Here is a 26534-nt window from a genome sequence, read left to right as displayed (position 1 = left end):
GTGCTTTTTGCCCCCAGTCCCCAAACTGCAGAAAAGGCTGAGATTGTTTATCGATGACTCGATCGAACAATCTGCACAAAATCAGTAACTTTGGGTACACCTGCGTAGAAATTAACTTTCAGTTGCCAGCCCCTCCGTCAGAAGTGGCAGACTTAAGAAAAAAGTGCTGCCCTCCCCCACAACGCTCTCCACCCACATCCGCCCCCCGTGCTGCTGCACGATACTGCGACAAATAGCCAGCCCCAAACCAGTACCTCCCTTCTGGCGAGAATCAGAAGCATCAACTTGTTGAAAGCGTTCAAAAACCATCTCCAGCTTGTCTGGCGGAATACCCCGCCCTTGGTCTTTCACAGCAATCACGATGTACCACGAGCTCGGAACTGGCAAATGCGGAGGCGCGGCGGCAGGCTCAGGAGATAACAAAGACGGAGACGACACCAACTTGTGCGCTGCTTTTTCTGCCACATCCAGATTGTGGGTCAACTCCCCACTCAGCCAAACCGTAGCGCCGGAGGGAGAAAATTTTATAGCATTACTGAGTAAATTTGTCAAGGCTTGAATTAGCCGATCGGGAACAGCTTGCAATTGCGCCCCCACAGGCTTCACCGACAGAGTAACTCCCGCCTGCTGAGCCATTCCCTGCATCTCGTCAGCCGCCTGCAACATCAGCTCAGCCACATTGCAAGTTTGTTTGATGACAGTGCTGTAACTCGACTCCATCCGCTCTAAATCCAGGATGTCGTTGACCAACCGCACCAAGCGGTCAGTATTAGTGACAGCAATCTCCAGCATCCGCTTAGCTTTCTGGGGGTAAGCGTCCAGCAGACCGCTGTTGAGGAGGCCGAGGGCGCCGTGAATTGAGGTCATGGGCGTCCGCAGTTCGTGGCTGACAACAGAGATAAATTCATCTTTCATGCGCTCGACGGCAAGCCGCTCCGTGATATCTTTAAAATTCACCACAGCTCCAATAATTTCGCCTTCTTCTCGCATCGGAGCGACAACGTACTCAACCGGAAAACTGCTGCCGTCTCGCCGCCAAAAAATCTCATCGGTGACGCGCCGCGCCTCTCCGTCTTCCAAGGTGGCTAAAATTTGAGAACTTACCCGGTTCGGCAGCAGTTTGCCCGCCTGCTGTGCGGCGCAGTGTGGGACAAGTTCAGAGCCTGAATTGATGTTTGTTGCAGGTGACAGTTGCTTGATGGCCCTTGAGCATTCTTCCTGTGCACGGTGTAAGCTTTCATAGAGTGGTCGATCAATCAATTGCTTCGATTCACACCCAGCCATTCTCACCGCCGCAGGATTGACAAAAGTTACTTTTCCCTCTTTGTTCAACCCGCAAATTCCTTCTCCTGCGGAGAACAAAATCATTTCTGTTTGGTGACGGAGTTGTTCAAAGGCTTTTTCGACTCGCTTGCTGTCGCTGATGTCGCGAGAGATTGTCGAAACCCCCGTTACCGCTCCAGTGGCGTCTTTAATCGGAGAAATCGTCAGGGAGACATCTATCTGTTGACCATCTTTCCGCAAGTGTACGGTTTCGTAATGGTCGATGCTGGCTCCCGCCCTAATATTTTCCAATATTTGAGGCATTTCCTTGGGTCGTTCGGGTATGGCTAAAATCTCGATCGACTGGCCCTTGATTTCCGCAGCACAGTAGCCGTAAATCTTCTCTGCTCCTGAGTTCCAGCTCTGAATTGTCCCCGCGAGGGTTTTGCCGACGATGCCGTCGTCTGAAGACTCAACAATCGACGCCAAGCGCACGAGTTCGTCTCTAGTTTGCTTGTGTTCGGTAATGTCGCGACCCAAAATCACTATACTTTTGCGTCTCCCGTCGGGGTGAAATACGGGTACTTTAATCACGTCGTAGATTTTCACAGTACCGTTTGAGCGGAGAATCACTTCTTCTCCCCTAGAAAGCTCGCCTTTTTCCCACGCTTCTCTATCGCTGACCTCGCACGCCTGTAGGGCCTCGCGGTAAAAACTGCTGAGTTCTCCTAGTTGAGAATCTTTGAGACCGCGGTAGTCTATTTTTTCTAGGTCGAACACTTCCAAAATCGCTTGATTTGCCTCCAGCCACCTGCCCTCGCCATCTTTGAAGCACACAATATCTGGCATGGCATTGATCAGCGAGTTGAGATAGGAGTTTTCTCGCAGTGCAGTTTCTACCTCCGCCCGCTTGGCGATTTCCCGTTGCAGGTTTTCGTTTGCCGTTTGCAGCGAGTCCTTTAACAAACTTTCTGTAAAATTCCGTTCTTTAATTACTTCTTGAAGTCTGTGGAGTTCTACCGACAGTCGCCTGCGGGCCAACAAATTCTCTACCCGCAAGTGCAGTTGGGTGGGTTCGACAGGACTTACTATCACCTCGTCTATTCTGCGTTCGAGTTGTTTGATCTGCTGCGAAAATGGCTGCTCAGCAAGAGCAGGCGTTTGGGATTTACTAACCAGCAAGAACGGTAAAAATATCGGTTCGGCGGCAGTTTTTAATGCTTCTACCAGCGGCCCGATGCGATCGAAATTTGCCTCGTCGAGAATGCACAAGTCAAAAGCGATTGGGGGAATGGGAAATTCGGAGTTGGGATCTAAAGCGCGATCGAGTACGATCACCTCATGCTCGGTGTTGAGGTGGGCGATCGGCAAATTAAGTTGTTGGTGGCGATCGACCAATAGTAAAATGCGGCTCATGAGTTTGTTAATTTGCCCATGCCTAATGATATGATGTGCGGTAAATTAAGTATTCGTTAGTAGTGAGGGCTAAAGTCCTATTTTTTATGAGGATTGAAGCCCTCACTACCCACAAGTTTTATAGCGCTAGATCGACCGGACGCGATCCGAATGATGAAGGCATTAGGCAGCCAGAGTAGAAGCCCCTATTCAATAATAATTGATAATTATTTAATTGTTTGTTCCTTCAAACAAGGGCTAATGACTAATGACTGTTGAATGACTGTTGGCGGGGGCGGGTTTATATGTATTTGGGTTAGCAGTTCTACTTTGCTCGTGAAACCCGCCCCTACACCCTAATGACTAAGGACTAATGACTAATGACTTTTTACGGCATTCCGATCGGAATCAAAGAATCGAACGGCATACAGCTAGAGTAACGACTCCCTTCCGATAAAACCGCAATCAGCCTCACCTGCCAGTCGGGCATAATCTGCAAATCCGCCCAGGGCACTGCTACCTCCAAACATTTATCCACTCCCACTTGGGCGCGGCTAATGCGGGGCTGCCACTCATCCCCATCTTCTGCTTCCTGAAACCAAATCGATTTCGTCAGCAAATTAATCTCTAACTGATGGTGGTATCTATAGTTTAGCGGTGCTTCGTCAGGCAAACCCAACAGCGGAATCAGACTGTTGTTCATCGTGCGATCGGGATAAAACCAGAACAAATTTAACTGCTGCGGGCAATCAATTCCCGGCCGCACCCCTACCTTGAAGTCGGCACGAATGTAAAAATTCAAGTGGTCAACCCCGTACCAAAGGCGCTGAATTGCCGAACTCCGGTGCATCGTACCCCTTGCTCCCCCAACTTCAATCCGGCCGGCTTTGTCCCAATCCTGTTCGTTGCCGATACCGTCAATCACCGGGTGAATAAAGCTCAGCGGCAGGTGGTCGCCTTGAACCTCGTGCACCTCTACTTGCCGTCGCACTTCTGGGGGTACGGGCTCGCCGAGAGCTTCGTAAATTCCCGCTACGTGTTCCCGAAATAGCTGGTCGAACATAGCATCTTGGTTCGACGTGTGGCCTTCGCCAAACCACCAGAACCAGTCGGAACCTTCGGCAGCGTAAAGCGCTTCCCAAGCTTCTGGGTTGTTTTCTTCTGTGGCCTCTGGATGGTTTGCCAGCATTTGTCTCGCAGGCCCTAACAAGTCCCAAGCGCGATTTTTCGCGGGATCGCCGATCCAAGTTGTGAGGGAACCGTCTACCCAGGAACCAGTGTGCAGTTGGGCTGCGGGAATTGTTTCGGTTGCTGGGAATTTGTCGAGAAATTCCGAGACTGTGACTAATTTGATATCTGGATTGTCGCTGAGAGTTTGATAGAGGGATTCTAAGAACGGTTTACCGTCTTGGGGATAGAATTCCCAGCAATTTTCGCCGTCTAGGGCGATCGTCACTAACCAGGGATTTTCTAAAGCGGTTTGACCGTCGGGTTGTCGGTGTTTGAGAGTTCTGCCGATCGCTTCTAAGTGTCCCACTAAATCTGATGCTGCTTTTTCCGGTTCCATCGAACCGTAAGTAAACCCAATCAAGTCGGACAATCTGTGGTCTCTAAATACTATGGCTAAATCGCCGTCAGGAGTTTCTAAACGGTAAGGGCGATATAAGAATTCTGGTTCGTAGACATTCCCTGTCGCGTCGCGGTGGAAAAAGTGTTTAATTGTCCACCCCAATACTGCTTCGTCCGAGACTATCCATTTAAAGCCTTGTTTGGCAATGTAGGGCAAAATTTCCGGGCTAACTGCTTGTTCCGACGGCCACAAACCGCGCGGTTGGCAATCAAACCGGTCTTCATACATTTCCCAGGCTTTTCTCAGGTGTCGGGGAATATCTTCTGCCCACTGAAACCGGTGTTGTGGCAGCGTCATGTTGGGAATAGCTATGCGGCCGCCATTAGTGTCGGCAAGCAGCGGTAAAATCGGGTGCGTGTAGGGGGTTGTGGAGACTTCCAACTGTCCCTCAGCTTGCATTTTACGGTGCTGGGGAATGATGCGAGCGAGGATTTCTTTTTGTTTTGAGTAGATGTTTTTTCTGTCTACCAAACTAAAATTTTGTCCTTGTTTTAGCCACCCTGCAATATCGGGGTCGTCCCAAAACAGCGGGTCAATCCAAGCTAAATTGTGCCAAGCCAGCAAGTCGCTAAAATCCTGCAATTTCCAGTTTTCCAAACACCACTGAATGCCTTTTTCCTGCCGCTGAGTGTAGAGTTGAGCGTAGCGGGGGTGCGGCTGAATCAGAGTGTGGTAATTGGCGTCAAAAAAGTGTTCTAAAATGAACTCTTGTTCTGGGAGGGTTAAAATTTCTGCTGACTTTAATGTCACCGTCAAGTAAGGGTCTAATGCTTTGTCTGCGATGCAGTCTTCTATCTGCAAAATCAAGGATGGAACCAAGTTTACGGTTTGATGCAGTTTGGGATATTTTGCCAGCATTAGCACTAAATCCAAGTAGTCTTTGACTCCGTGCAAGCGCACCCAAGGCAGTCGGTACTGGGCGGCTCCTGCGCTAGCTGATACTCTGGATTTATAGAGCGGTTGGTGTTGGTGCCAAATGAAGGCTACATAAAGGGGGTGAGACATTGCATTTAGTAATTGGTAATTGGTAATTGGTAATTGGTAATTGGTAATTGGTAATTGGTAATTAAATTGGGTAATTGGTAATTGGCAATTAAATTGGGTAATTGGCAACAGTCAACGGGTAATTGGCAACTGTCAACCGTCAACCGTCAACCGTCAACCGTCAACTGCCAACTACCAATTGCCAACTACCAATTGCCAACTGACTAATTACATTACCTGTTCGACTTCAGCAATTTCTGGGATAGCCTCGCGCAGGCGACGTTCAATGCCCATTCTCAGAGTCATTGTAGAACTCGGACAAGAGCCACAAGCTCCTTGCAGTCTCAGGTGTACCACGGGGCCGTCAATTTCTACGAGTTCGACGTTGCCACCGTCGGATATCAGGTAGGGGCGCATTTCATCGAGAACTGTTTCGACGTTATCTCTGGTTAGTGCTAGTGTCATATTTCGCCTCTGTGATGATTTATTGCAGTTGATGAAAGTTCGATTTGACTCAAGGACAGCATTCTCAACCGCGCGAGATTTAAGAAACCGGGTTTCTTGAAAAAAGACTTGCGTACTCAGATGAGCTGGCTGCCGTAAACCCGGTTTCTGTCACGCTGATGCTCGATCTGAATTCGCTCTCTCGTTCGATCGTAGCGTTACTTGCCGCCAAATCAAGTTGATTCTGATACGTTAATCAAAAAAACCCGTTTTATTTAAGAAATCGGGTTTTTGATCGCGCTACACTACTGCTGGTTCTAGCAGTTTGACATTGGAGTAGTTGAACTCGGTTGTTGTCAATTGACCTTTTTCTTTGGCTCGAACTACTTGCTTGGTCATGACATAATAGTCGCCTATCTTGTCAAAGGTATCTTCAAATTCGAGTTCTTTGATGATTTCGTCGGTTTGAGGGTTGCGGAAAACGGCATCGTAGTGGCTGGCCAAAGAACCTTCGGGTGTCTCTAAGCTTTTGTGCGTGTCAATTACGAAAGCCATGCGGCCCATCACCCGGCTGACTTGACAAATTGAGAGACCTCGGATTTTATAATTCGATCCCATTGAGTCGCCTTGCACCAAGATGTCCACAGCGTCGGTGCTGTCTTTCTCGCCCAGGGTGAAGCTATTTTTGCCGTGAGATTTTTCAAATGTCGAGCGTTTGCGGTGGGTGACAATATCGCGCATTTGGGTGTAGACGCTTTGCTGCACTTCCTCATCTTCAATGCCACTGACTTCCACGCTCATGTCGGGTTTGATGGAAACATGACCCGTATATACTTCGTCGCCCTGTTTGAGTTCAATATCGGCACTGTAACCGGGAAAATTGGCATCCCAGGTATAGCGGTGTTCGTAAGCAGCGCGAAACAAATCGCGAGCGTTGGCTTGCTCTGTCATAAATCCCTCTTTCTCTTGACACCCATCTAGTTTAGCTTAACCGCGAGAAGCCCTACATTCACTGGGTAGGGGAGTTACCCGCACTCCTGGCGAGCACTTCTTGGGGGTGCGGCTGGGCTGGCAATTAGGGCGCAACAAGAATTTACTTTCTCTATCGGTTGCTATGATTTGAAGAGAAAGTCCCAAAATGCCTGGTTATTGAGAGCGCGATTGGTCGATCGCCAGACACCAGTCTTAGTTATGGGTTATGTTGAAAAAACTTGTGTCCGCTTTTTAGGGGTTGCACCCGCAGGCAACTATTAGATTCCCCCCTTAATAAAATGCTAGAAACTGTCTACAAACACTTAGAAACATTGCAGGAACAAGCTAGGGAATTGCCACACCCCCAACAGGCAATTTTTACAAAAATTTTGGAAGATTTATCAAATTCTCTACAAGAAATGGCAGGCAGTCGCTTGTTTGAAAGCGCCACAAATAACGCCGCAAAGCTGGTTGACCTTGAAAAAAATAATCGCCTATTGGAACGCACTGTAGCCCAGCAAGTAGGGCAAATTAGACAGTTACGGGAGCAGTTGGAAAAACAAATCAGCCAGCATCGCAGGGACAATCAAGCATTAACTAAAAGTGAAGCCAAACTGCAAGCTATGCTGCGTAATTCTCCGGATCTAATTAGCATTATTGGCTCCGACGGACGAGTTCGATACCACAGCGGATCTCTACAGCGGCTTTTGGGTTACAATCCCGAAGAAAGAATTGGCAAATTTCACGGCGAGTTAATCCATCCAGACGATTTGCTGGCTTGGCAGACGTATTTTGGTAAGTTGTTAGAAGCTCCCGGAATTGGGGGGACAATTGAATATCGGAAACGCCATGCTGACGGTTCTTGGATCTACATGGAGTCGATAGGTAACAGTTTGCTTTACGATTCTAGCGTGCAGGGAATTATAATTAATTCGCGGGAAATAGGGGAACGAAAGCAAGCGGAAATTGCAGTCCGAGAGTCGGAACTCCACTACAGAGTTATGTCGCAAATTACTTCGGATTTTGCCTATTCTTTTAAGGGGCAGCCCGACGGCAAGTTCGCCTGCGAGTGGGCGACAGAAGCTTTTGAGCGCTGCACCGGTTGCGTTCCTGAAGAATTAGAATCGTTTGGTTGGTGGAACTCGGAACTCGTTCATCCCGACGACAGGGAAATGTTAATTAAACAGTTAGAAGGCTGTACTTTCAGCCGCACTGGAGCTAATGAGTATCGCATTATTAATCAAAAAGGCGAGGTGCGCTGGGTGCGGGACTACTGGCAAGTGGTGTGGGACAAAACTGCTGAACGGGTTGTCCGTTTGTGGGGTGCTTGTCAGGAAATTACCGATCGCAAGCAAGTAGAATTGAAACTGCAACTCGTTAACCAAGTTTTGCAAGCCCAGATAGCATCGGCGCCGCTGGCAATTAACTGTACCAGCAATGACGGGAATACCGTTGTTTGGAACCGCGCCGCCGAACAACTTTTTGGCTGGACTGCGGCTGAGGTTTTAGGGAAACCTTTACCGAATATTCCTGAAGGCCAAAAGCAAGATTTTTACGCGCTGCTAAAGTCTGCGTCTAATGGCAAACCGCAAAACGGTTTGGAAATATCTTTGTTGAAAAAAGATGGTAGTTCGATCGATGTTTGGCTTTGGGCCGCACGTGTGCGAGATGCGGGCGGCCAGACTGTCGGCAGTATCAACATATTTTCTAATCTTTCAGAACGCAAGCGCATAGAGGAAGAGCGCCAAAAACTAGCAGCGATGAAAGATATGGAGGAACCTTTTTGGGCGCGCTATGTCAGCCCTCCAAAAACTCCGAAAAAAAAGGGCGGCGGGTAATTCTATCAAGCACAAGTTAAAAGCATTAAAAGTGCAAAAGTGTAATCTTATGCTTGCAATATCCTTTCCGGTCAAATAACCTATTTGATGTGAGTCGTTCGAGCGGACATAATATGATAAATACACCGCGCTAAGCTGTTGTGCATTTAAATAGGGTGTGAGGATTTGGTGAAAGGGAACAGGAAATGGGAAACGGGGAACAGACAATATGTAATTTAAATGCTCGACAGCTTACTACGTGTAGTAGTTGCTATGCTGTACTGTGTAAAACTATAATTCCCTAAAAATAATTGATGAACCAGCTATCGAATTTAGTGAGGGAATCTATCGATAAAGTGTCCGGTTTTTCCTGGTAAAACTTGTGGAAACGTAAATATTAGATTTGTTAAATACGCCACTAGAAGGTTTACTGATGCCCCGATTTTTCCTGACTCCTGAAAGTGGCTAACTCTGCGTGAGTTTGGCAAGCTTCACTTAACTCAATGTAATCTAAGATATTGGAAATTACCTGAGAAAGATGAATAGCTGAACGGTGAGCTTCTTGGATAAAATCTCTCTCCTCTATGGGATCGTCAGCTTGGTCGTCTATGGTTAGTTGTAGATAGCCGATGATGTGATTTAGGGGAGTGCGGAGCTCGTGGGACGCCTTCAACAAAAATTGCTTTTTGAGCTGGGATAGTCCTTGTACTCGCTTGGTGCGCTCTTGGTAGAGGGTAGCAAGGGCGATCGCACTTCCTACTTGCTCGGCAAGTTCTTGTGCGAATTCGATCTGGGATTGAGTCCAAGGTCGATCGGTCTTACCCTTTCCCGACGATCGACTTTTGCACTGATGCAAGCTAATTATGCCGTTAGGTTGCTCTTGGTAAGCGGTAGCCACCACTAGCAGCGACTGCGGCCCAAAAGAGTCATTGGCTGCAAAGGACTCTACTACCACCGGTTCGAGGGTGGCTAGAGCTTGAAGGAAATGAGGTGCTGCTGTGAGCGAGATTTCCATTCCCAGCATGGGTAAAAATGGTTCTTGGCAGTATTCAGCAGCTACTTTGACTTGCAGGCTAGAACTTTCATAGGGACAAAGGATACAGCGGCTGACGCCTAGTGTTTCTCCCAGACTGTTAACTGTTTGCTGCCAGATAGTATTGAGATCCAATGTTCGACGAATATTTCTGCCAATTTGGAGTAAAAGCTTTTGCGATTGAGCTGATATTTGCTGATTCATAGCAACCCTTTTTCTACTAGACTGGCAAAAGTTTACCACTCCGGCAACAGAGCAGGGAGTTACTGAATTTGCCAGCCTGCCGCTGTCCGACTTATTGATTACGTAATTCTACTTAAATATTGCCACAGACAGTCAAACATTACTAAGTATTTGCGGTGTCTTTACAAGATCTTTATGATTTTCACATAGAACGGAGAGCGTCCTGTTTTCGTGAACTACCCAGCGCTGACATAAAGGTACAGCGTGAGCTTCTGACTTCAACGGGGATTGCGTCAACTTAGACTTGCGTCCCCGTCTCGGACTCACATCCCCTCCTCTACTCAGCAGTCCTGCTTCCCAAGACTGATAGCATTCTGAGTCCTTCTGCTCTAATATTTGCTGAAGCGTTGCCATCTCTATCGTGATGGGTACCACAACTAGGACAAGTCCATGCCCTAACATCTAATGGCATTTCACTCACCTGATAGTGGCAGTTTGAACAGAGTTTCGAGCTAAGGAAGCATCGGTCAATCTCTACCAACACTTTACCTTCACGGTCTAGTTTGTACTGCAAGAAATTGACAAACATCCTCCAACCTAGATCAGAAATTGCTCTCTTCTAGTTTGTGCTTACGAACCATGCCCTTTGTGTTGAGACTTTCGACTACGATGACTTGGTGATCGTCAACAAGCTTTCAAGGGTAGCTTATGTAAGTAGTCTTGACGGACATTGCTAATTCGTTCGTGAACCCTAGCAACCAGTTTCCTGGCTTTATTTCTAGACTTGCTTCTTTTCTCCTTTCGGGCTAGTTTTTGCTGCTTTTTTTTCAGGTTGCGTTCATGTTTTGCTAAGAAATAAAAAATTAATAACTTGATTGATGATTGAGTTGAGGTACGGCTCGAGAATTCCATCTGGGTAAATATTCATCAAAAGCAATTTTCATATTGAGTTTGAAATCATCAGTCACCTCTCGACCAATTTTATAGATTTTATCTGCCACATTTACAACTACAGATAGACCATCGTTAGTTAGTGTGAGTTTTTTCCATGAGACTCTTGACTAAATCTAGACTTGTAAAAAATACTCCTGGCTCAGGTTTGGTAATATGAGGGAAGAGTCGATGTTTAATGGAATTATAATTTAGAGCTATAGGGATGATAATGAGCAATTTTGAGCTCAATTCCGATTTGATCTACTAACTTTTGTAGATCTTGTTTAAAGATATAATGATTAGCATTATTGCTGCCGCCACCATCACACTTATAGTAATTTCAAATAAATGTGAGACAAATGCAAGATGATGTAAAATTAAGAAAAATTGTTAACTCGGAGCCGAAAAATGGCTTACAGTCTAGATTTGAGAAAAAGAGTAGTGGATTATGTGGAAAATGGAGGGGGTATAACCAAAGCCGCCGCCCTATTTAAAGTAGGAAGAGCAACAATATACAGATGGCTAGGGAGGGAAGACCTTCGAGCAACTAAGGTAAAACACCGTGAGCGAAAGATAGACTGGGAAGCGCTCAGAAAAGATGTAGAAGAAAATCCCGAAGCAAGATTAATAGAAAGAGCAAGGAAATTCGGGGTGAGAGCGAGTGCCATATGCTATGCCTTAAAGAAAATGAAAATTACGAGAAAAAAAAAGAATTTCGTTATAGAGAAAGGAATAGAGAAGAAAGAATAAAATACTACCAAACACTGAGAAATTTAATTAAGGTTCATGGCAGTAAAAGCCTGGTATTTATTGATGAATCAGGATTTGAAGAGTTTCATGCTTGTGTTTATGCCTGGTCAAGAAAAGGAAAAAAAGTCTATGGGGATAGACAAGGGAAACGGGGAAAAAGAGAAAATTTAGTAGCAGGAAGAAGAAAAGGAAACAAGGACTTGATTGCACCTATGGTCTTTACAGGAAGCTTGACTGCAGAAAGCTTTGAAGGGTGGTTAGCTTTATATTTATTGCCATCTTTAACAATACCATCAATATTAATCATGGATAATGCACCGATTCATCGTAAGACAGCAATTAGACTCCTGGTGGAGGAAGCAGGCCATCAGATACTTTTTTTACCAAAATACTCTCCTGACTTAAATGATATTGAGCATGATTTTAGTGCATTAAAGAGAGCTAGAATGTATTCACATTCTGCCACATCTCTTGATGAGATTATTCGCGCTTATTGTGCAACTTAGTGTCTCATTTTTATTTGAAATAACTATAGCTCAAATCGAATTGGGATTAGGATAGGTAGCTTTTCCATAATTGTTCCACCAGTGTTTGATGGATTCACAACCAAATTTACTGGTCTCCTTACTGTTACCTAATGTTACATAACCTCGATTTTTTTTGCAATCGTAAATTCCATGTGGAATCACTTTCCAGCAACCTAAACTCCAAAAATCATGGTCTAAAGTAATGACAGGTTCGGTTGTATAAAAAGTAGCGGGACGATACAAATTACCTAAAACTTCTTTCTTTTTGGTATCAAAACTAATAATGGAATTGCCTGCTTCTCCATACTGTGTGTCGAGCATGGCAATATTGTAAAATTGAGCATTACGATTTTTATTAGTTCCTATTGTTTGCTTTTTTTGTGTTTTTTGGTTGACATATCCATGCTTTTTTAAGAGTTTATTTACTAGGGAAGACTGATAATAAATCCGATCGACTTCAGTCCCTAAGCTATTTCTTTATGTGTTAAATTAGTCCCTTAAATTAACTCATTCATTGGGTCTCCGGCTGTCGCAAATTTTAAAACTTATAAAAATGCGGCATCAATTCCGATTTGGCTAGAAAAAATACTTTTTCTCCCATCGCCACAATTTATAATTCTTGAATTATTGACTGTCTCTATCTGTTGCTCCATTTTTTTTAAATCTTCAATTCCATAAACCACGGTATTGCGACTACATCCCCAAAGTCGTATTATATAGCTAATTCCACCCCAGCCCAATTTTTGAGCCTCTATCCCTACATAGCTTCTTTTATCCTTCTCTGATAAAGAGTTATAAAGCTTCTTCATTTTAGACTCAATTGAACTCGAATAAAACATGGGTTTAAAGGTAAAATAGTGTACGGTAATAAAAAAACTGTTGCCAGTTGCTCTGGTGTTTTGGTAAACTCAGCGATCTAGCCTTGTTCTTGATTATATCTAATAATTTATCAAGTTATTAATTTTTTATTCCAAAGCATGATTGCCCCAAATTATCGTGACTATGATTAGATTCCGGTCTCGCCATTGAGTTCTTTCGAGAGCAACGGCTACATATTTTTTAGTTGAGAATGTTAATTCTGAACGGTTTCTCCGTTGCGCTTTATTAAATCTTTGCTCTCTAAATTCAGACTTTAAAGCCACTTTGATTATAGGAAACCCCAGCAACTTGGCCGAAAGCTGGGGGAGCTTAAGAAATCGCTGGAGACTTCGGACGCGACTATTGTATTTAATCGGTTGTGGAAAGATGTTAGCCAATCTTGATAATCTGACTTGTCGATGGCTTTGAAGCGTCAGAACTAAGAGTTCTAAGGTGAGTGCTTGACTCTCGCTCAAGTGGATTGGTAATAACTTTTGGTATAATGTCTTTAGTATTTTTTGTGGGGTGGCTCCCAAGGCCACTCGCTTTTTTACGACTTCTGCATTATCTCAAACAATTGCCCCGTCTGGGTTTTCCCTCGGTTGTCACCCTCTCAGCCTGAATTCTTACCTAACGGATAAGTTGCGATCGCTATCCTCAAGATATAATTGCGATCGCAACTTCACGCTCATTCTTTACCTTCCAATCCCCACATATTGGAAACCAGCCGCTTCTAAAGCCTTCTTGTCTAAGAAATTGCGGCCATCAATCATCACCGGATGATTCATCAACTTTGCCATTTTCTCGTAATCTAAATTACGAAACTGTTCCCAGTCAGTCACCAACACCAAAGCATCGCAACCGTCTGCCAACCTTTCCGGGTCAGTTTCTACCAAAACTCCCGACAAACCGTGACGCATCCCCGTTTGAGAAACAATCGGATCGTAAGCTTTAACTTTCGCTCCCAATCGGTTCAAATTCTCGATTAAATTCAGCGCGGGAGCATCTCGCAAATCGTCAGTATCCGGCTTGAAAGTCAAACCCAAAAGTCCGACGGTTTTACCTTTGAGAATCTTCAAAACGTGCTGCAACTTTTCAATAGCAATCAACCGCTGGCGTTCGTTAACTTCCACGGCCGCTTTTAGCAAATGCGCCTCGTAACCGTAATCCTCAGCCGTGTGAACTAAAGCCGAGACATCTTTGGGGAAACAAGAACCGCCCCAACCAATTCCAGCTTGGAGAAACTTGTTGCCAATCCGTGAATCTAAGCCGATACCTCGGGCAACTTGACTAACATCTGCACCGACGCGATCGCAAATATTAGCAACTTCATTAATAAAGCTAATCTTCGTAGCTAAAAAAGCATTAGCTGCGTACTTAATCATCTCCGCTGAACTGATATCAGTCATCACCACAGGAACCTCCGGCAAAGACGGATTTTCTGCAAACTTGCGATCGACAATCGGCCGATATAACTGTAGCATCATATCCATAGCCCGCTGAGAGTTGCTGCCAAGAACAATGCGATCGGGATTAAAAGTATCGAAAACAGCACAGCCCTCCCGCAAAAACTCCGGGTTGCTAACCACATCAAATTGAACACCTGTTTTTGCTGCGACTTCCTCACCAGTAGCGCCCTCACCGCTTTGAGGTTTTTGACGTTCTGCTAAACCGTCTAGTACAATTCTTCGCACCCAATCCCCCGAACCGATGGGCACTGTCGATTTGTTTACGATTACTTTGTAATCGCCGTCGAGGTGAGCTCCAATGCCACGAGCAACCGCTTCCACGTAGCGAGTATCACTTTCCCCAGTGGGCAATGGAGGCGTCCCCACGGCAATAAACAAAATATCCCCGTGAGACACTCCTGCTGCTAAATCCGAAGTAAATTCTAGATTGCCAGACGCAGATGCAGAAGACATTAATTCAGACAGTCCAGGTTCAAAAATAGGCGACTGTCCCGACTTCATTAATTTAACTTTTTCTTCGTTGTTGTCTACGCAAATCACGTGGTGGCCGATGTGGGCCAAACAAGTGCCGGTGACTAAGCCAACATATCCTGTACCGATGACGCAAACCTGCATAGAAATCTCCTCAAAGCTAGTAAATAAATCAGGTAGGAATTGGGAATTGGAAATTGGGAATTGGGAATTGGGAATAAGGAAGATTTTTTCCATCCCTCACTCTCCCAGTCTCTACTTTTGGTTTCCCTGGATGCGATCGCGAAAATCCTTTATAGTCAACTCTAAACCTTGATCCAGCGGCACAGTTGGCTCCCACCCCAACCAATTTTTAGCACGAGTAATATCCGGTTGTCGCTGTTTAGGATCATCTTCCGGCAGCGGTTTAAAGATAATTTCTGCCCCTGGATTAATCGTGTTTTGAATTTTTTGTGCCAGTTCCAATATAGTGTATTCGCCGGGATTCCCCAAATTCATCGGCCCGATTTGGTCGCTATTCATCAAACGAATAAATCCTTCTACCAAATCAGAAACGTAGCAGAAACTCCGTGTTTGGGAACCGTCGCCGTATACTGTCAGCGGTTGATTCCGCAAAGCTTGAGCAATAAAATTGCTGACTACTCTGCCGTCATTTTCCAACATCCGGGGGCCGTAGGTATTGAAGATTCGCACAACTCGAATGTCTACTCCATTTTGACGGTGGTAATCAAAAGATAAGGTTTCAGCTACTCGCTTCCCTTCGTCATAACAACTGCGAATTCCTATACAATTAACGTTGCCGCGATAATCTTCTGTTTGCGGGTGGACATCAGGATCTCCGTACACTTCGGAAGTGGAAGCGAGAAAAAATCTTGCTTTTACCCGTTTTGCCAATCCCAACATATTCATCGTGCCGATGACGTTTGTTTTAATTGTCTTGACAGGGTTGTACTGATAGTGTATGGGGGAAGCGGGACAAGCCAGATGGTAAATCTGATCTACCTCTAACCGAATCGGTTCCGTGATGTCGTGGCGGATCAGCTCAAAATACGGGTTGTCCAGCCATTTGAGGATATTGCGTTTAGTCCCGGTGTAAAAATTATCCAGGCAGACTACCTCGTGTCCTTGGGCCATTAAGCGATCGATTAGGTGGGAACCGAGGAAACCCGCACCGCCTGTGACTAAAATTCTCATTGTGGAAACTGCCGTTCTGTTTAGGGGTAGGACTGGAGTACAAAAATTCAGTCGCTCGAATGAAACTTACTAATAGAATAACAAAATTGCGATCGACAATGTAAATACTTATGCGTCACTTTTATAAAATCTTTAATTAACTTAGCATTTTCAAATACTTGGAACAAAGTGCTATAATTCGCAAATGTCGGTAGCAATTTTTATTTAAGCTTTAATATTTCCGAAAAAACACTCTTGACATTAGTTATGTTATTTGTTACGGCTTATTGGTTATTTGATGACTTCGGTCTGAGGTTGGGCGATGCTCTACGGGATAGGTGCGCTTCACGGGCTTTTTGGAAAAAACAAGAGTCGATTTATCTCAAAACCAATATGACAGAAGTTATATCGATTTCGCCAAAAGAATGTCCGCCACTTCCAACCCTGCGTTGCACCCGTTCAATTGGGATTTCTGGATATTGCAGCCAGAACTAAATCAGGTTGATTGTGTAGCCTTGAGTTTTACAGTTTCTCAAGAATCGAGCAAAGTTACGATCGGCTAAAGTTGTCTCGAACGCGGAATCAGTACCAGAGTCTGATAAAGTTCGCAGTCTTTGTATCCTTAAGCGTCCTGCGAGAATATGCAACTGACTGTGAAGTGAATTAGGACATTCCGGCGGCGATCGCATCTGCATTTACATATTCAAAACATTCTAAAAAATCAGGTAATAATCTCAGGGAAACTGTAGTTTTACCTGAACCGTTAGGGCTACAAATAATGTAAATATTTGGCATAATTGCGCTTCAACTTTTACTCATAGTCTTCTATATCAAATTCAATATAGAGGTTATGGTGTGGCTTGAACACAATCGATTAATCGGGTTTTGTTAACGATCGAATTTTGAGCGATAGCTTACGTTCGGTCAGAGATTCTGCACGATTAACCTGCAATAAACGCACAGTGACTCGACCGATCGCAGTTAGAGGTTCGATTGTACCACTTTCAGTTTGAAGTTGAAAATGGTCTTCCCAGCTATCTTTTCGAGGGTTGTAAAGTCGAACCACTTCATCTGTTTCTGGATCGATCGAGGCAATGTCGCTGCCTTTATTTTTGTTACAAATTGAGCAAGACAAAGCCAGATTATTTTCTACTGTTTCGCCACTGTGTTTTTCTGCAATAATATGGTCTATTTGATGAGACGAGAGGGCGAGTGTTTCTGGGATTAAACAATATTCGCAGTATCCGTTGGCGCGATCGCATACCATTCGTCGCAGACTAGCTGAAACGTAGGTTTTACTCATGCTGCCTCGCTCAGTTTCAGCAGGGCTTGCGCTTTGGCAATGCGTACTAAATGTTCGACAAATTCGTATTGTTGCCACAGGCGCTGCTCGATCGGCGTGAGTCCTTCCGTGCGGTTTTTCTCTAATAAAGTATCGATTTCAGCTTGAAGATCGTCGGATAAACGCAGGGCTAATATTTCTTGTGGCGAGGGTAAACTTGCTATAAATTCTAATATCTTCGTTAGCCCCGAAAATCCGCTTGAAGGATTGGCTTCGACTTCCCTCAATCCCAGCATCAAAATCTGTGGTAACTCATCTTTGAGAGTATCTAGCCGCAGTGCTAGTTCGTCGGGAATTTGAAGGGTAATTGTTGCCATTTTTTTACTCACTGACGCTCTCATTGAATGGTAGCACAATAAAAGTGCGATCGCCATTTTTTGAGAAACGCAATGTGCGATCGCCCCGCGCGATCGGGTAAAGGTGCGATCGCGCTTCCAGATTTTAGTCGCTTCACCTTACCAATCTGTTGATTTGTGGCAAAATTTTAGTTAACGTTGTTATCGTTGATGTCTAGATTTTGTATTGAGAGTTCTGAAGGTAGCGGTACAGTTATTTGTAGGAAAACATCAATTGTTATTTGATTGTTCTCAAAAGTTATATTGCTTACGTTAACTTTACTATTTTCAGATAAACCGTTTTGAATAGGGAATTTAGCAGGTGGCTTAGTTTTATATCCAGCATCTTCAAGCCATTCAGCAATGTTTCTCCAGTTTTCTATCTTTTCAACGCCTTTACCCACCAGACTTTTGACGTACTTATATAAGGTAGCGCATAGGTCAGTTTCAACTCCCTTGGGGTTCTTTTGGCGTTTTTCCGCTATTTCTCCGGGACTATGACCGCACAGAAGCCCCCGCAGGTGAAGCTTTTCCATTGGGGTGAGGCGTTTTCCCTTGGCTGAGGCCAGGTCTGCGTAGAGGTTTTCTAAGTCCCAGTGGTTTGCGGCTTCGGTAAATTGCTCGTCGGCTGGCGGCATAGCGGAGTGGGGTGAAAATTCCTGATATAAGTCTAACATAATTACTGATGAGTGTAAGATAAAAGCTATGGTTAGTTAGATTATTATAAGTAGAATATCCCGATCTACGTGCAATGAGTCAAAATGACGAGAGAGCTAGCTTGAAGTAGCTAATAACTAGACTCATTGAGCATTGCTGAATCATTAGTTTTGAGGAAAATTTTATGATTTTTATAATCCCGATTATTTTGGGTGCTGCTGCTATAGCTGCTTCCGCTCTTGGCATTGGAGCTGGTATTGCAGGTGTTTCCGACATGAACGATGCAAAGGAAATGGGCAAGAGCGCTCAAGAACAGCATGAACGTGCTTGCAATCGTTTGAAAAACGAATGGGAATGCACTCAAAATCTTGCAGAAGAGTACGGTCAACTGCAACTAAATATCAAAATTCGTACAATTGGGCGATTTGTCAAATTTATTGAGCATATTGGTCAGCGTGGTTCTCTAAGCGACAAGCAGTTTTTGGAGGGATTAGAAGGCATTTCTATTCAGCAGATTAATGAGTACAAAGCTGCGGCTTTAGAAGCAGAACAATTTGTCAAAGGTGGTTTTAAAGCTGCTGGGGCAGCAGTAGCGGCAGGTCAAGGTGCAGTTGGCTTGATCGGACTGTTTGGGACAGCAAGTACCGGCACTGCGATCGCTGGGCTCAGCGGTGCAGCAGCTTGGAATGCGACTCTTGCATGGCTGGGAGGTGGTTCTCTGGCTGCTGGTGGCGGTGGCATGGCAGTTGGTACAGTTGTACTTGGAGGTATTATGGTTGGTCCAGCCTTGGCAATTGGTGGCTTCATGCTTGCTGGTGAAGGTGAAAAAGCTTTGACAAAAGCACGAGAATATGAAGCCAAGGTCTATACAGAAATCGCTAAAATTGATGCTGCTAAAGACTTTTTGGAAAGAGTCCAGCGACGGATTGATGAACTTAACTATGTGGTGAATAACTTGAACTCTCGTGCTGTTCTCGGACTTAACGAACTTGAATCCCAGGCATTTGAGCGAAATCAAAATGCAGATGTGCGTAAGTTGCAACAGGTAGCGCTTCTGGTAAAATCGCTTGCAGAAATTATGAAGACCCCTGTCTTAGATAGCGAAGGAAACCTCAACCCTGCGACTGCTAAAATCCAAGCTAAATACGGTACTATTTGAGGCAAGTTGACATGATAGCAAAAGAAGTTTCGCGAGGCATCTCAAAAATCACCAGTCCTGCTGAATGCTTACAGGAACTTGTCTCAGCTTACACTGAGTACAAGATGGTGGCAGAGCAGGAGCAGACTAAACGGCGTGAAATTGATGCATGGGAAAAAACAACCATCGCTCAGATTAAAGCCCAGAGCGATTGGATGATGGAGTACCTCGATCGCTCATTTGATGAGCGTGCAGAAAATTTTCGCGATCTTTTTAGCGTAGTGGATTCGGCAATAGCTAGTGGCAATAATGAACAGTTAGCATTAGCTTTACATTCAATTACAGAAATAGCTAAGTCGAGTCCTTTCCAAGACCTTGCAAACTTAGCATCAGTAAAAGCTGCACTTAATGATCCAGACCATGAATGGGTGTTTTGATTCACCTTTATTAGTGTGGGTTGCCCCTTCACCTATCCCCTTAAATTGAAAAGCGATCGCCCTTAATCTCCAAAAGTGCGATCGCTCTCAATAATTTGACTGTTAACTTATCAAAAACCCTCCCTCAAAAAAGTTATCCTCGGCGAGAGGGTAAATCAAACACCACTTCAAATCGGATGTTGGGTACTCCTTGCCGAAACAACTGAAGATGTCCCTCCGCATCCGGCTGCGATAGCGACGGACGATCGCCCATTGCAAGCTGGACGGACGAGGTGGCACAATAAGGGAAACTTCCAACAGATTGCAAGGCATGAGCCACAGCGAGCGGATTTCAGTGGTTTTGCCAACACAGGCTAAAAAGGATCTCGAAAAGTTGTGCGATCTCGAAAAGCGATCGATCTCCAACTTTGTCTACCTTCTGATTCAAGAGGCGATCGACCAAGCAAAAGCATCCGGCAAGCTCAAATCAACAGATGACTGAAACTAAAGCTTGATTTATCGTGCTTAATTTTTAAATCGAGAAGTGCGAAAAAACTCCCCTACTGCAATGCTAATATTCATTAAATGAGAGGTGTAAAAACCTGGCAAGAAGCAGGCATATCTCCAGAAGATGCCAGGAGAATTCAGAATGCAGCCGATCGGACAAAACAAACCATCATAGTTGTTGGCAGTCGAGCAAACGGGACAAGTACGCCAACTTCTGACTGGGACTATATAATGTTAGGTAAGTCTCGCCAGCGGCATTCCGCTAGCAGTTCCGTCCCTCGCGGTACAAGTGGCGGCGAAATTAATAGTTCAGGTCGAGAAACGGGAATCGATATTTTTACTGGCCCCCTCATCTCAGGAGAACCTCACGTTATATTTGAGCCAGACTTAGGAGAGGCAAATGAATCTAGCCGATGAAATTACAATCAATCAAATTCAACAAGAATTAATTAGCCAAGAAGATGCAAAAAACTGGTTTTTAAGCTTCCCAACCGAATACCAGCAGGAAATATTGCAGCGGCTATCCTACATGACCCTCCAAGCAGGGGCGCGAGAAGAAGATGTTTCCCTAGCAATTGCCAAATCAAAACTTCGCCCAACTTACACCCCTTGTGTGTTGCTGAGTAGAGGGCGATTAAAAGAACAAATGGCAAAGCTTTTGAAACTCCCGCCCTCAGAATTTATCAAAACCTTTTTCCTGTTAATGAGTTTATTGGCAATTGCCGATGCGCGCAGGTACTGCAAATATTGTCAAGATGGCTGTAGCCACTGGTGGCATCGCGATTTGAGCGATCACAAAGTTGTAGATGAAATTCGGCGCGAGTTGCAACAAAGCATTCTTGTTTAAGTTGTAGTAATCTGTGATGCGATCGGGCGATCGCCACTCACGCTGCAGCCATATTCTGGGCTTCCACAGGGACGGGCTCTCCGGCCAATCCCACAATAAAACTGACTCTTTGTGGAACAGGCATCTTGCCTGTTCTAGATGACTGCAAACAACTACAAAAAACAGACTCTTTGTGGAACAGGCATCTTGCCTGTTCCTGACAAAAGGCCACACAGATTACGAATCTCGATCGAGCTTCAGCACAGCCATAAAAGCCTCCTGCGGCACATCCACAGTACCCACAGACTTCATCCGCTTCTTACCCTTCGCCTGCTTTTGCAGCAACTTCTTCTTCCGCGAAATATCACCGCCGTAACACTTTGCCAACACATCCTTCCGCAAAGCCGGAATGTGTTCCGAAGCAATCACCTTAGCGCCAATTGTCGCTTGAATCGGCACCTTAAATTGATGGCGGGGAATCAACTCCTTGAGTTTTTCCGTCAACCCGCGGCCCACATTATAAGCCTTATCCCGGTGTACGATCATCGCCAAAGCATCAACCGGATCGCCATTAATTAAAATGTCCATTTTCACCAACGGATTTTCGCGATAACCGATGAGGTGATACTCCATGCTCGCATAACCGCGCGATCGCGATTTCATCTGGTCGAAAAAGTCAGTCACCACCTCGGCCAAAGGCAACTCGTAAACCAGCGTAGTTCGGCCTTGACTCAGATACTTCATATCCATAAAAATGCCCCGCCGACTTTGAGACAGTTCCATCAGCGCGCCCACATAAGTTTCCGGCGACAGCATTTCTACCCGCACATAAGGTTCCTCAATTTTCTCGCGATACTGAGGATCTGGCAAGTGGCTGGGATTGTCAATTGTTAACACTTCCCCTTTAATTGTTGTGATTTGATAAACCACAGAAGGAGCCGTAACAATCAAATCCAAATTGTATTCTCTCTCCAGCCTTTCTTGCACAATTTCCATGTGCAGCAAACCCAAGAAACCGCAGCGAAAACCAAATCCCATCGCACTCGAAGTTTCTGGTTCGTAAGAAAGCGCCGCATCATTGAGTTCGAGTTTTTCTAAAGCTTCCCGCAAATCTGGAAATTGGTCAGCATCGATCGGGAACAAGCCGCAAAAAACCATCGGTTTTGCTTCTGTATAACCCGGCCAAGGCTCCGGTGCCGGCTTTTTGACCAAAGTAATCGTATCGCCAACGCGAGCATCAGCTACTGCTTTAATTGCCGCGCCCAGATAACCCACTTCCCCCGCGTGCAGTTCGTCTACTTGAACTTGAGTCGGTGAAAGGATGCCCAATTCATCGATGACATATTCCTTACCCGAAACCATCAACAAAACTCGATCGCCCTTTTTGACACTTCCGTCCATCACCCGGAAATACACAATTACCCCGCGATAAGGATCGTAATAACTATCAAAAATTAGCGCCCGCAGCGGTTTGTCAACAGTATCCTGCGGCGGCGGCACCAATTCGACGATCGACTCCAAAATCTCATCTATACCAATTCCTTCCTTAGCCGAAGCCTCAATCGCCCCGCTACAGTCCAGACCGATAATTTCTTCAATTTCCCCTTTTACCCGTTCCGGTTCTGCTCCCGGCAGGTCAATTTTATTTAAAACTGGAATAATTTCCAAATTATTTCCCAAGGCAAGGTAGACATTTGCCAAGGTTTGTGCTTCCACGCCTTGAGATGCGTCAACCACCAGCAGCGCCCCTTCGCAAGCAGCGAGCGATCGCGACACCTCGTAAGAAAAGTCCACGTGTCCGGGAGTGTCGATCAGATTCAGCACGTACTCCTGACCGTCCTTGGCAGTATAATTCATCCGAGCCGCTTGCAGCTTGATCGTAATGCCGCGTTCGCGTTCGAGATCCATATTGTCTAAAAACTGCTCCTTCATCTCCCGTGCCTGCACAGTCCCAGTCGCCTGCAACAGGCGATCTGCCAAGGTCGATTTTCCGTGGTCGATGTGAGCAATAATCGAAAAATTACGAATGCGAGATACAGGGACGTTAGTCATGTTTTTTATCGAAGAGCTAATCGGCAAAGGATACTTTTTGTTGTATGATTACACAAGCAAGAGTAGAGTGCTTACTTCAACCTCTTACTGGGGATTGAGATGAAACCACAACTGAGGCAAACCTCAAGAGTATCAGTTATTACCCATCAAGTGTCCGACCGAGCCCGGATACCCAAAAGGAAAAAACTTTTCTCTGTCTCATTGTACAGAAAGCTGTTAAGCGGTTGAGGAAAGGTGGGGTGCAAATCAGGGACTGCAAATATCTAGTCCAGTCGCTTGTCATCAAAAGAATTGAAACCTAAGAATTAAAACTAGGATTTTTTAACTATGAGCCAGTCAAGTATACCCTCCCACAGTTCGTCAGAAAAAGTGGAACTATCTATCCATATAGATTCTGAACTGCTAGACCAAATTAAGCACTTGACGAATGACCCCAGCAAAGTCATTGAAACAGCAATCAAGCAGTGGCTCAGAGGCGAGCGCCGCGAAGACGAGCTGGCTCTGAGTTTACGCCGCAACCCCCCAGTCCCGCCGCGTGGTGAATGGAACGACTGAGGTACTCTCGCCCCAGACGGCGCGCGCAAATCTGCAGGCTGTGAAATTTAGAGCGCGCGGGCGATCTCCTGCAGATTTCGTGGCTAAAGCTACAGGTGGTGGGCGAGTGAACTCGGCTAAATCACAACCTCGGAACTATTCCAGGTGAGTGAAAAAATGCGTGAGCCATTCCCGGACTAGAGTTGTTCGCAGCCTCATATTTTGGCGTAATTTTCACACTTGATAGTTAATCGGTGCAGATTCCTAATTTCTCAATCTTAATTTTTATCTTTAAATTACCCAAAAAGGCTGAGAACGAATAGTTTTGAGTTTTGAGTTGAGTTCAGAATTAACGAATTAACATTTTATGAACTCATTAATCACTCAAGAGTCAATAGTATAAGCCTAAAATAATTGCCAATTGTGAGTTTTGATCAATTAATGTCTTAATTAAGAAGCCAACAACTTTTTAAGTGATTAATAACTCACAAATTAACAGTAGAAGCCAAAAACAATGGGGACTCTTGAGTTCTTTATTAAAAACTCAAGAATCCAAAAGCCGAACTACTTTCATCCCCTACTCTGATGGACTCTAACACAGATTTCCGGCGATCGAGCCTCGCCTCTACAGTTTTTTTTCAAGAGTTAGGAGCAGAATTAGTATTTACCCAAGACGCCTCTGGTCGATATCTATCTTTTTACTGGCAAAAAGCCGAGCAGTACAACCTCACAGCAGAACAACTTGTCGATCGCCCCCTCAGCGAAACCCTGCAACCCATCGCCCCAGCGCCTTATCTCGATATCCTGCGGCGGGCGCTCGAAACCCTCGTACCGCAACGGTTCAGCTATCCATTTTGCCACGCCGGACAATATTTTCTCTTCGATTTGACACTCACTCCGGCGATCGACTCAAACGGCAAAGCTACAAAAGTCTTAGTTATGGGAAGGCTGCTGTCTGACAAACCCACAGACAGACGGCCCGACTCCCCAGAATTCATGCTCTATCGAGCTTTGCCATCCCCCTTGGACGCCCGCCAACAAATGTCGCTTCCAGCGAGCCGTATCCCCGGTCGATCGCTCCCTCCGTACTCGGAAATCGATCGTAAAGTCATCTCCCAAATCGCTCAAAACCTGCACAAGACCCTCGATTTAGCCACCATTTGGCAGCAAACTGTTAACAGCTTGGGTCAAGTTTTAAACGCGAGTCGCTGCATCATCTGTTCCTACAAAAAAGACAGCGAAAATCTCGAAACCTCCCCCTTCCTTGCCTCCGAAAATCAGCAAAAATCGACCGCCGCAGCAGCCGAATTACAACAGTCAATAGCTAGCTACCCTTCGCCCCCGCTTTCCCCAACTCAAATCGAAAATCTCCAATCGAAAACTTTTAAAGTAGTAGCTGAATACCGCCAAGAAGCTTACTCTTCTATGCTGGGATTAGAATTGCGCGCAGCCGAACAGCCAGGGTGGATTCAAACTTTAGCCACCTTAAAACCAGTAGCAGTCGATTACGCCTCCCCCGCCACCGATCCCTTCCACCGCCATTCCGTGCTCGTAGCAGCTACCTCCTATGAAGACCAACCCAATGCACTGATATGTTTGCACCGCTGTGGCAGTTCCCCGAAATGGAGTCCAGTCGAACTCGAATTCGCCCGCGAGTTAGTCGCTCAAGTCGGCAGTGCGATCGCCCACGCTACACTTTACCAAGAATTAGAACAGGCCCGCGCCGAAGCCGTGGCTCTTTCCCAACTTAAAAGTCAATTTCTTGCTAATACTTCTCACGAACTCCGCACCCCCCTCAACGGCATCCTCGGCTTTCTAAAACTGCTTATGGACGGCATGGCAGATGACCCCGAAGAAGCGCACCAATTTATCGAAGAAGCTTACCGCTCAGCAGTACATTTGTTCAATGTGATTAACGATATTTTGGATGTCGCTAAAATCGAAGCTGGCAAAATGGAGTTAGACCTCGCTCCCGTCAAACTCGGTGAACTGTTGCAACAAGTTGAGAATTTTACACGGGTTCAAGTCGAGCAAAAGCGATTGCAATTTCAAATCCAAAAACCCCCTGTGGAGGACGAGATTATTGTGTACGGCAACTACCAACGCCTGCTTCAGGTAATCTTGAACCTCACGGGCAATGCGATTAAATTTACCGGGGAAGGAGGAATTCGCATCAGTGCCGAGGTTATTAAGAAAAAGGTGACTGTTCACAACCAGCAGTTCCCCGGAATGGTGAAAATCCGAGTTGCTGATACTGGCATTGGGGTTTCTCTCGACAAGCAGGATAAATTATTTGAGTCGTTTTTTCAGGTAGACGGCGCTCGTACCAGGCAATACGGCGGCACCGGTTTGGGATTGGCTATTTCTCAAAAACTGGTAGAAGCAATGGGGGGTACAGTAAATTTTTACAGTATGGGGGAAGGACTCGGAGCTACTGTTACTTTTACTGTGCCGCTTTATCAAGAACCACTATTTAAAAATTAATCATTCCTTATTCAGCAAGCCCTACATAGAGGATTGCATTTATCACGGCATAAATCGATACTGTGCGAGGACACCGGGCGCAAGCTTCTGGAAACAGGTCTGCTATTAGTTCCCACTGTTCCCACGTCAAGTTGTTAGGATATGCTGCACGTCATTTGCTCACAAAGTGCTGTTATCTACAAATCTCAGCTTAAGCTTTGTGAGCTTTCTTACAATAGCCCCCCACTTTTAAAATATCCTCTAACTTATTCAGCAAGCCCTATCTAGGGTTTGCTGAATAATCGATCGCAAACTAAGAACAGGAGCTCACGATATATTCAAGCAGAGTTAAATATAAGTTT

General features: G+C 45.3%; 29 protein-coding genes and 2 pseudogenes. 11 read left to right on the top strand and 20 right to left on the bottom strand.

Annotation, left to right across the window (positions count from 1 at the left end):
* Positions 1–111: 111 nt before the first annotated feature.
* A complete protein-coding gene (locus tag QUA34_RS04230; RefSeq protein ID WP_333384240.1) occupies positions 112–2679 on the bottom strand; it encodes a PAS domain S-box protein in 2568 nt (855 codons plus the stop codon).
* A 367-nt stretch (positions 2680–3046) separates the two neighbouring features.
* Complete coding sequence (locus QUA34_RS04225) at positions 3047–5293, bottom strand: glycoside hydrolase (RefSeq protein ID WP_333326492.1); 2247 nt, start codon at positions 5291–5293, stop codon at positions 3047–3049.
* Positions 5294–5374: 81 nt separating this feature from the next.
* On the opposite strand from QUA34_RS04225, the gene QUA34_RS04220 reads away from it, so the two are divergent.
* Positions 5375–5500 carry a hypothetical protein gene (locus QUA34_RS04220; RefSeq protein WP_333326494.1) on the top strand — a complete coding sequence of 42 codons (126 nt, stop codon included), beginning with the start codon at positions 5375–5377 and terminating at the stop codon, positions 5498–5500.
* Here QUA34_RS04220 and QUA34_RS04215 read toward each other — a convergent pair whose 3' ends face one another.
* Together QUA34_RS04215 and QUA34_RS04210 are read right to left on the bottom strand one after the other, a co-directional pair.
* A complete protein-coding gene (locus tag QUA34_RS04215; RefSeq protein ID WP_006632519.1) occupies positions 5501–5737 on the bottom strand; it encodes a NifU family protein in 237 nt (78 codons plus the stop codon).
* 279 nt (positions 5738–6016) lie between these two features.
* Positions 6017–6667, bottom strand: coding sequence for a DUF3386 domain-containing protein (locus QUA34_RS04210; RefSeq protein WP_333167621.1), 651 nt, complete (start codon positions 6665–6667; stop codon positions 6017–6019).
* A gap of 320 nt (positions 6668–6987) precedes the next feature.
* Here QUA34_RS04210 and QUA34_RS04205 point away from each other — a divergent pair, with 320 nt between their 5' ends.
* Positions 6988–8526: a PAS domain S-box protein gene (locus QUA34_RS04205; RefSeq protein ID WP_333326496.1), complete on the top strand. Its 1539-nt coding sequence runs from the start codon at positions 6988–6990 to the stop codon at positions 8524–8526.
* A 406-nt stretch (positions 8527–8932) separates the two neighbouring features.
* Here QUA34_RS04205 and QUA34_RS04200 read toward each other — a convergent pair whose 3' ends face one another.
* The 5 genes from QUA34_RS04200 to QUA34_RS04190 all read right to left on the bottom strand — a co-directional run bounded on the left by QUA34_RS04200 (position 8933) and on the right by QUA34_RS04190 (position 10946).
* Positions 8933–9742 (bottom strand): GAF domain-containing protein, encoded by an 810-nt coding sequence (locus QUA34_RS04200; RefSeq protein WP_333384236.1) that lies wholly within the window; start codon positions 9740–9742, stop codon positions 8933–8935.
* A gap of 316 nt (positions 9743–10058) precedes the next feature.
* Positions 10059–10310, bottom strand: coding sequence for a zinc ribbon domain-containing protein (locus tag QUA34_RS30150; RefSeq protein ID WP_445242795.1), 252 nt, complete (start codon positions 10308–10310; stop codon positions 10059–10061).
* Positions 10311–10405: 95 nt separating this feature from the next.
* Entirely contained in the window at positions 10406–10633 is a 228-nt protein-coding gene (locus QUA34_RS30145; protein WP_445242794.1) for a transposase, read from the bottom strand.
* Entirely contained in the window at positions 10585–10722 is a 138-nt protein-coding gene (locus tag QUA34_RS30140) for a hypothetical protein (protein ID WP_445242793.1), read from the bottom strand. Before QUA34_RS30140 ends, QUA34_RS30145 begins: the two co-directional genes overlap by 49 nt.
* 134 nt (positions 10723–10856) lie before the next feature.
* Positions 10857–10946: a hypothetical protein gene (locus QUA34_RS04190; protein WP_333384499.1), complete on the bottom strand. Its 90-nt coding sequence runs from the start codon at positions 10944–10946 to the stop codon at positions 10857–10859.
* A 116-nt stretch (positions 10947–11062) separates the two neighbouring features.
* Between QUA34_RS04190 and QUA34_RS04185 the strand changes: the two are divergent.
* Positions 11063–11910: pseudogene (locus QUA34_RS04185) on the top strand (IS630 family transposase).
* Between the two features lie 30 nt (positions 11911–11940).
* Here the strand turns inward: QUA34_RS04185 and QUA34_RS04180 are convergent.
* From QUA34_RS04180 to QUA34_RS04160, 5 genes and pseudogenes are all read right to left on the bottom strand, one after another.
* Positions 11941–12378: an ISAzo13-like element transposase-related protein gene (locus tag QUA34_RS04180; protein ID WP_333324205.1), complete on the bottom strand. Its 438-nt coding sequence runs from the start codon at positions 12376–12378 to the stop codon at positions 11941–11943.
* A gap of 98 nt (positions 12379–12476) precedes the next feature.
* A complete protein-coding gene (locus QUA34_RS04175) occupies positions 12477–12740 on the bottom strand; it encodes a hypothetical protein (RefSeq protein ID WP_333384233.1) in 264 nt (87 codons plus the stop codon).
* Between the two features lie 162 nt (positions 12741–12902).
* Positions 12903–13304, bottom strand: a pseudogene (locus QUA34_RS04170) (IS4 family transposase); the annotation flags it as partial.
* Positions 13305–13484: 180 nt separating this feature from the next.
* A complete protein-coding gene (locus tag QUA34_RS04165) occupies positions 13485–14873 on the bottom strand; it encodes a UDP-glucose/GDP-mannose dehydrogenase family protein (RefSeq protein WP_333384497.1) in 1389 nt (462 codons plus the stop codon).
* A 111-nt stretch (positions 14874–14984) separates the two neighbouring features.
* A complete protein-coding gene (locus QUA34_RS04160) occupies positions 14985–15923 on the bottom strand; it encodes a UDP-glucuronic acid decarboxylase family protein (RefSeq protein ID WP_333384230.1) in 939 nt (312 codons plus the stop codon).
* A 404-nt stretch (positions 15924–16327) separates the two neighbouring features.
* Between QUA34_RS04160 and QUA34_RS04155 the strand changes: the two genes are divergently transcribed.
* Entirely contained in the window at positions 16328–16465 is a 138-nt protein-coding gene (locus QUA34_RS04155; protein ID WP_333324014.1) for a hypothetical protein, read from the top strand.
* A 100-nt stretch (positions 16466–16565) separates the two neighbouring features.
* On the opposite strand, the gene QUA34_RS04150 is transcribed toward QUA34_RS04155, so the two are convergent.
* The 4 genes from QUA34_RS04150 to QUA34_RS04135 form a co-directional block, all read right to left on the bottom strand.
* On the bottom strand, positions 16566–16697 hold the full coding sequence (locus QUA34_RS04150) for a hypothetical protein (protein WP_333324016.1): 132 nt from the start codon (positions 16695–16697) through the stop codon (positions 16566–16568).
* 79 nt (positions 16698–16776) lie between these two features.
* Positions 16777–17205, bottom strand: a complete 429-nt coding sequence (locus QUA34_RS04145) for an HNH endonuclease signature motif containing protein (protein ID WP_333324019.1) — start codon at positions 17203–17205, stop codon at positions 16777–16779.
* A complete protein-coding gene (locus tag QUA34_RS04140; RefSeq protein ID WP_333324021.1) occupies positions 17202–17561 on the bottom strand; it encodes a hypothetical protein in 360 nt (119 codons plus the stop codon). The genes QUA34_RS04145 and QUA34_RS04140 overlap by 4 nt, the downstream gene beginning before the upstream one ends.
* Before the next feature lie 167 nt (positions 17562–17728).
* Positions 17729–18256, bottom strand: a complete 528-nt coding sequence (locus tag QUA34_RS04135; protein ID WP_333324023.1) for a helix-turn-helix domain-containing protein — start codon at positions 18254–18256, stop codon at positions 17729–17731.
* 164 nt (positions 18257–18420) lie between these two features.
* On the opposite strand from QUA34_RS04135, the gene QUA34_RS04130 reads away from it, so the two are divergent.
* Positions 18421–19395, top strand: a complete 975-nt coding sequence (locus QUA34_RS04130) for a hypothetical protein (RefSeq protein WP_333324025.1) — start codon at positions 18421–18423, stop codon at positions 19393–19395.
* 11 nt (positions 19396–19406) lie between these two features.
* Positions 19407–19811, top strand: a complete 405-nt coding sequence (locus tag QUA34_RS04125; protein ID WP_190740856.1) for a hypothetical protein — start codon at positions 19407–19409, stop codon at positions 19809–19811.
* A gap of 133 nt (positions 19812–19944) precedes the next feature.
* On the opposite strand, the gene QUA34_RS04120 is transcribed toward QUA34_RS04125, so the two are convergent.
* Positions 19945–20130, bottom strand: coding sequence for a hypothetical protein (locus tag QUA34_RS04120; protein WP_333384227.1), 186 nt, complete (start codon positions 20128–20130; stop codon positions 19945–19947).
* On the opposite strand from QUA34_RS04120, the gene QUA34_RS04115 reads away from it, so the two are divergent.
* The 3 genes from QUA34_RS04115 to QUA34_RS04105 all read left to right on the top strand — a co-directional run bounded on the left by QUA34_RS04115 (position 20122) and on the right by QUA34_RS04105 (position 21144).
* Positions 20122–20292: a ribbon-helix-helix domain-containing protein gene (locus QUA34_RS04115; RefSeq protein ID WP_333324027.1), complete on the top strand. Its 171-nt coding sequence runs from the start codon at positions 20122–20124 to the stop codon at positions 20290–20292. The genes QUA34_RS04120 and QUA34_RS04115 overlap by 9 nt on opposite strands.
* A gap of 83 nt (positions 20293–20375) precedes the next feature.
* The gene (locus tag QUA34_RS04110) at positions 20376–20714 is read left to right on the top strand and encodes a hypothetical protein (protein WP_333251062.1); all 339 of its coding nucleotides are present in this window, start codon (positions 20376–20378) and stop codon (positions 20712–20714) included.
* Positions 20698–21144, top strand: a complete 447-nt coding sequence (locus QUA34_RS04105) for a DUF5958 family protein (protein ID WP_333324030.1) — start codon at positions 20698–20700, stop codon at positions 21142–21144. Before QUA34_RS04110 ends, QUA34_RS04105 begins: the two co-directional genes overlap by 17 nt.
* Before the next feature lie 216 nt (positions 21145–21360).
* Here the strand turns inward: QUA34_RS04105 and lepA are convergent, their stop codons facing one another.
* On the bottom strand, positions 21361–23175 hold the full coding sequence (lepA, locus tag QUA34_RS04100) for a translation elongation factor 4 (RefSeq protein ID WP_006632512.1): 1815 nt from the start codon (positions 23173–23175) through the stop codon (positions 21361–21363).
* A gap of 327 nt (positions 23176–23502) precedes the next feature.
* Here lepA and QUA34_RS04095 point away from each other — a divergent pair, with 327 nt between their 5' ends.
* Both QUA34_RS04095 and QUA34_RS04090 read left to right on the top strand, forming a co-directional pair.
* Positions 23503–23730, top strand: coding sequence for a type II toxin-antitoxin system CcdA family antitoxin (locus QUA34_RS04095; RefSeq protein ID WP_015176471.1), 228 nt, complete (start codon positions 23503–23505; stop codon positions 23728–23730).
* A gap of 564 nt (positions 23731–24294) precedes the next feature.
* The gene (locus QUA34_RS04090; RefSeq protein WP_333324032.1) at positions 24295–26193 is read left to right on the top strand and encodes an ATP-binding protein; all 1899 of its coding nucleotides are present in this window, start codon (positions 24295–24297) and stop codon (positions 26191–26193) included.
* Positions 26194–26534: the final 341 nt, after the last annotated feature.

The organism is Microcoleus sp. POL10_C6, assembly GCF_036701585.1.
Classification (GTDB): Bacteria; Cyanobacteriota; Cyanobacteriia; order Cyanobacteriales; family Microcoleaceae; genus Microcoleus.
The sequence above is the reverse complement of the archived record's forward strand: the minus strand, read 5'-3'. Positions and strand labels throughout refer to the sequence as shown.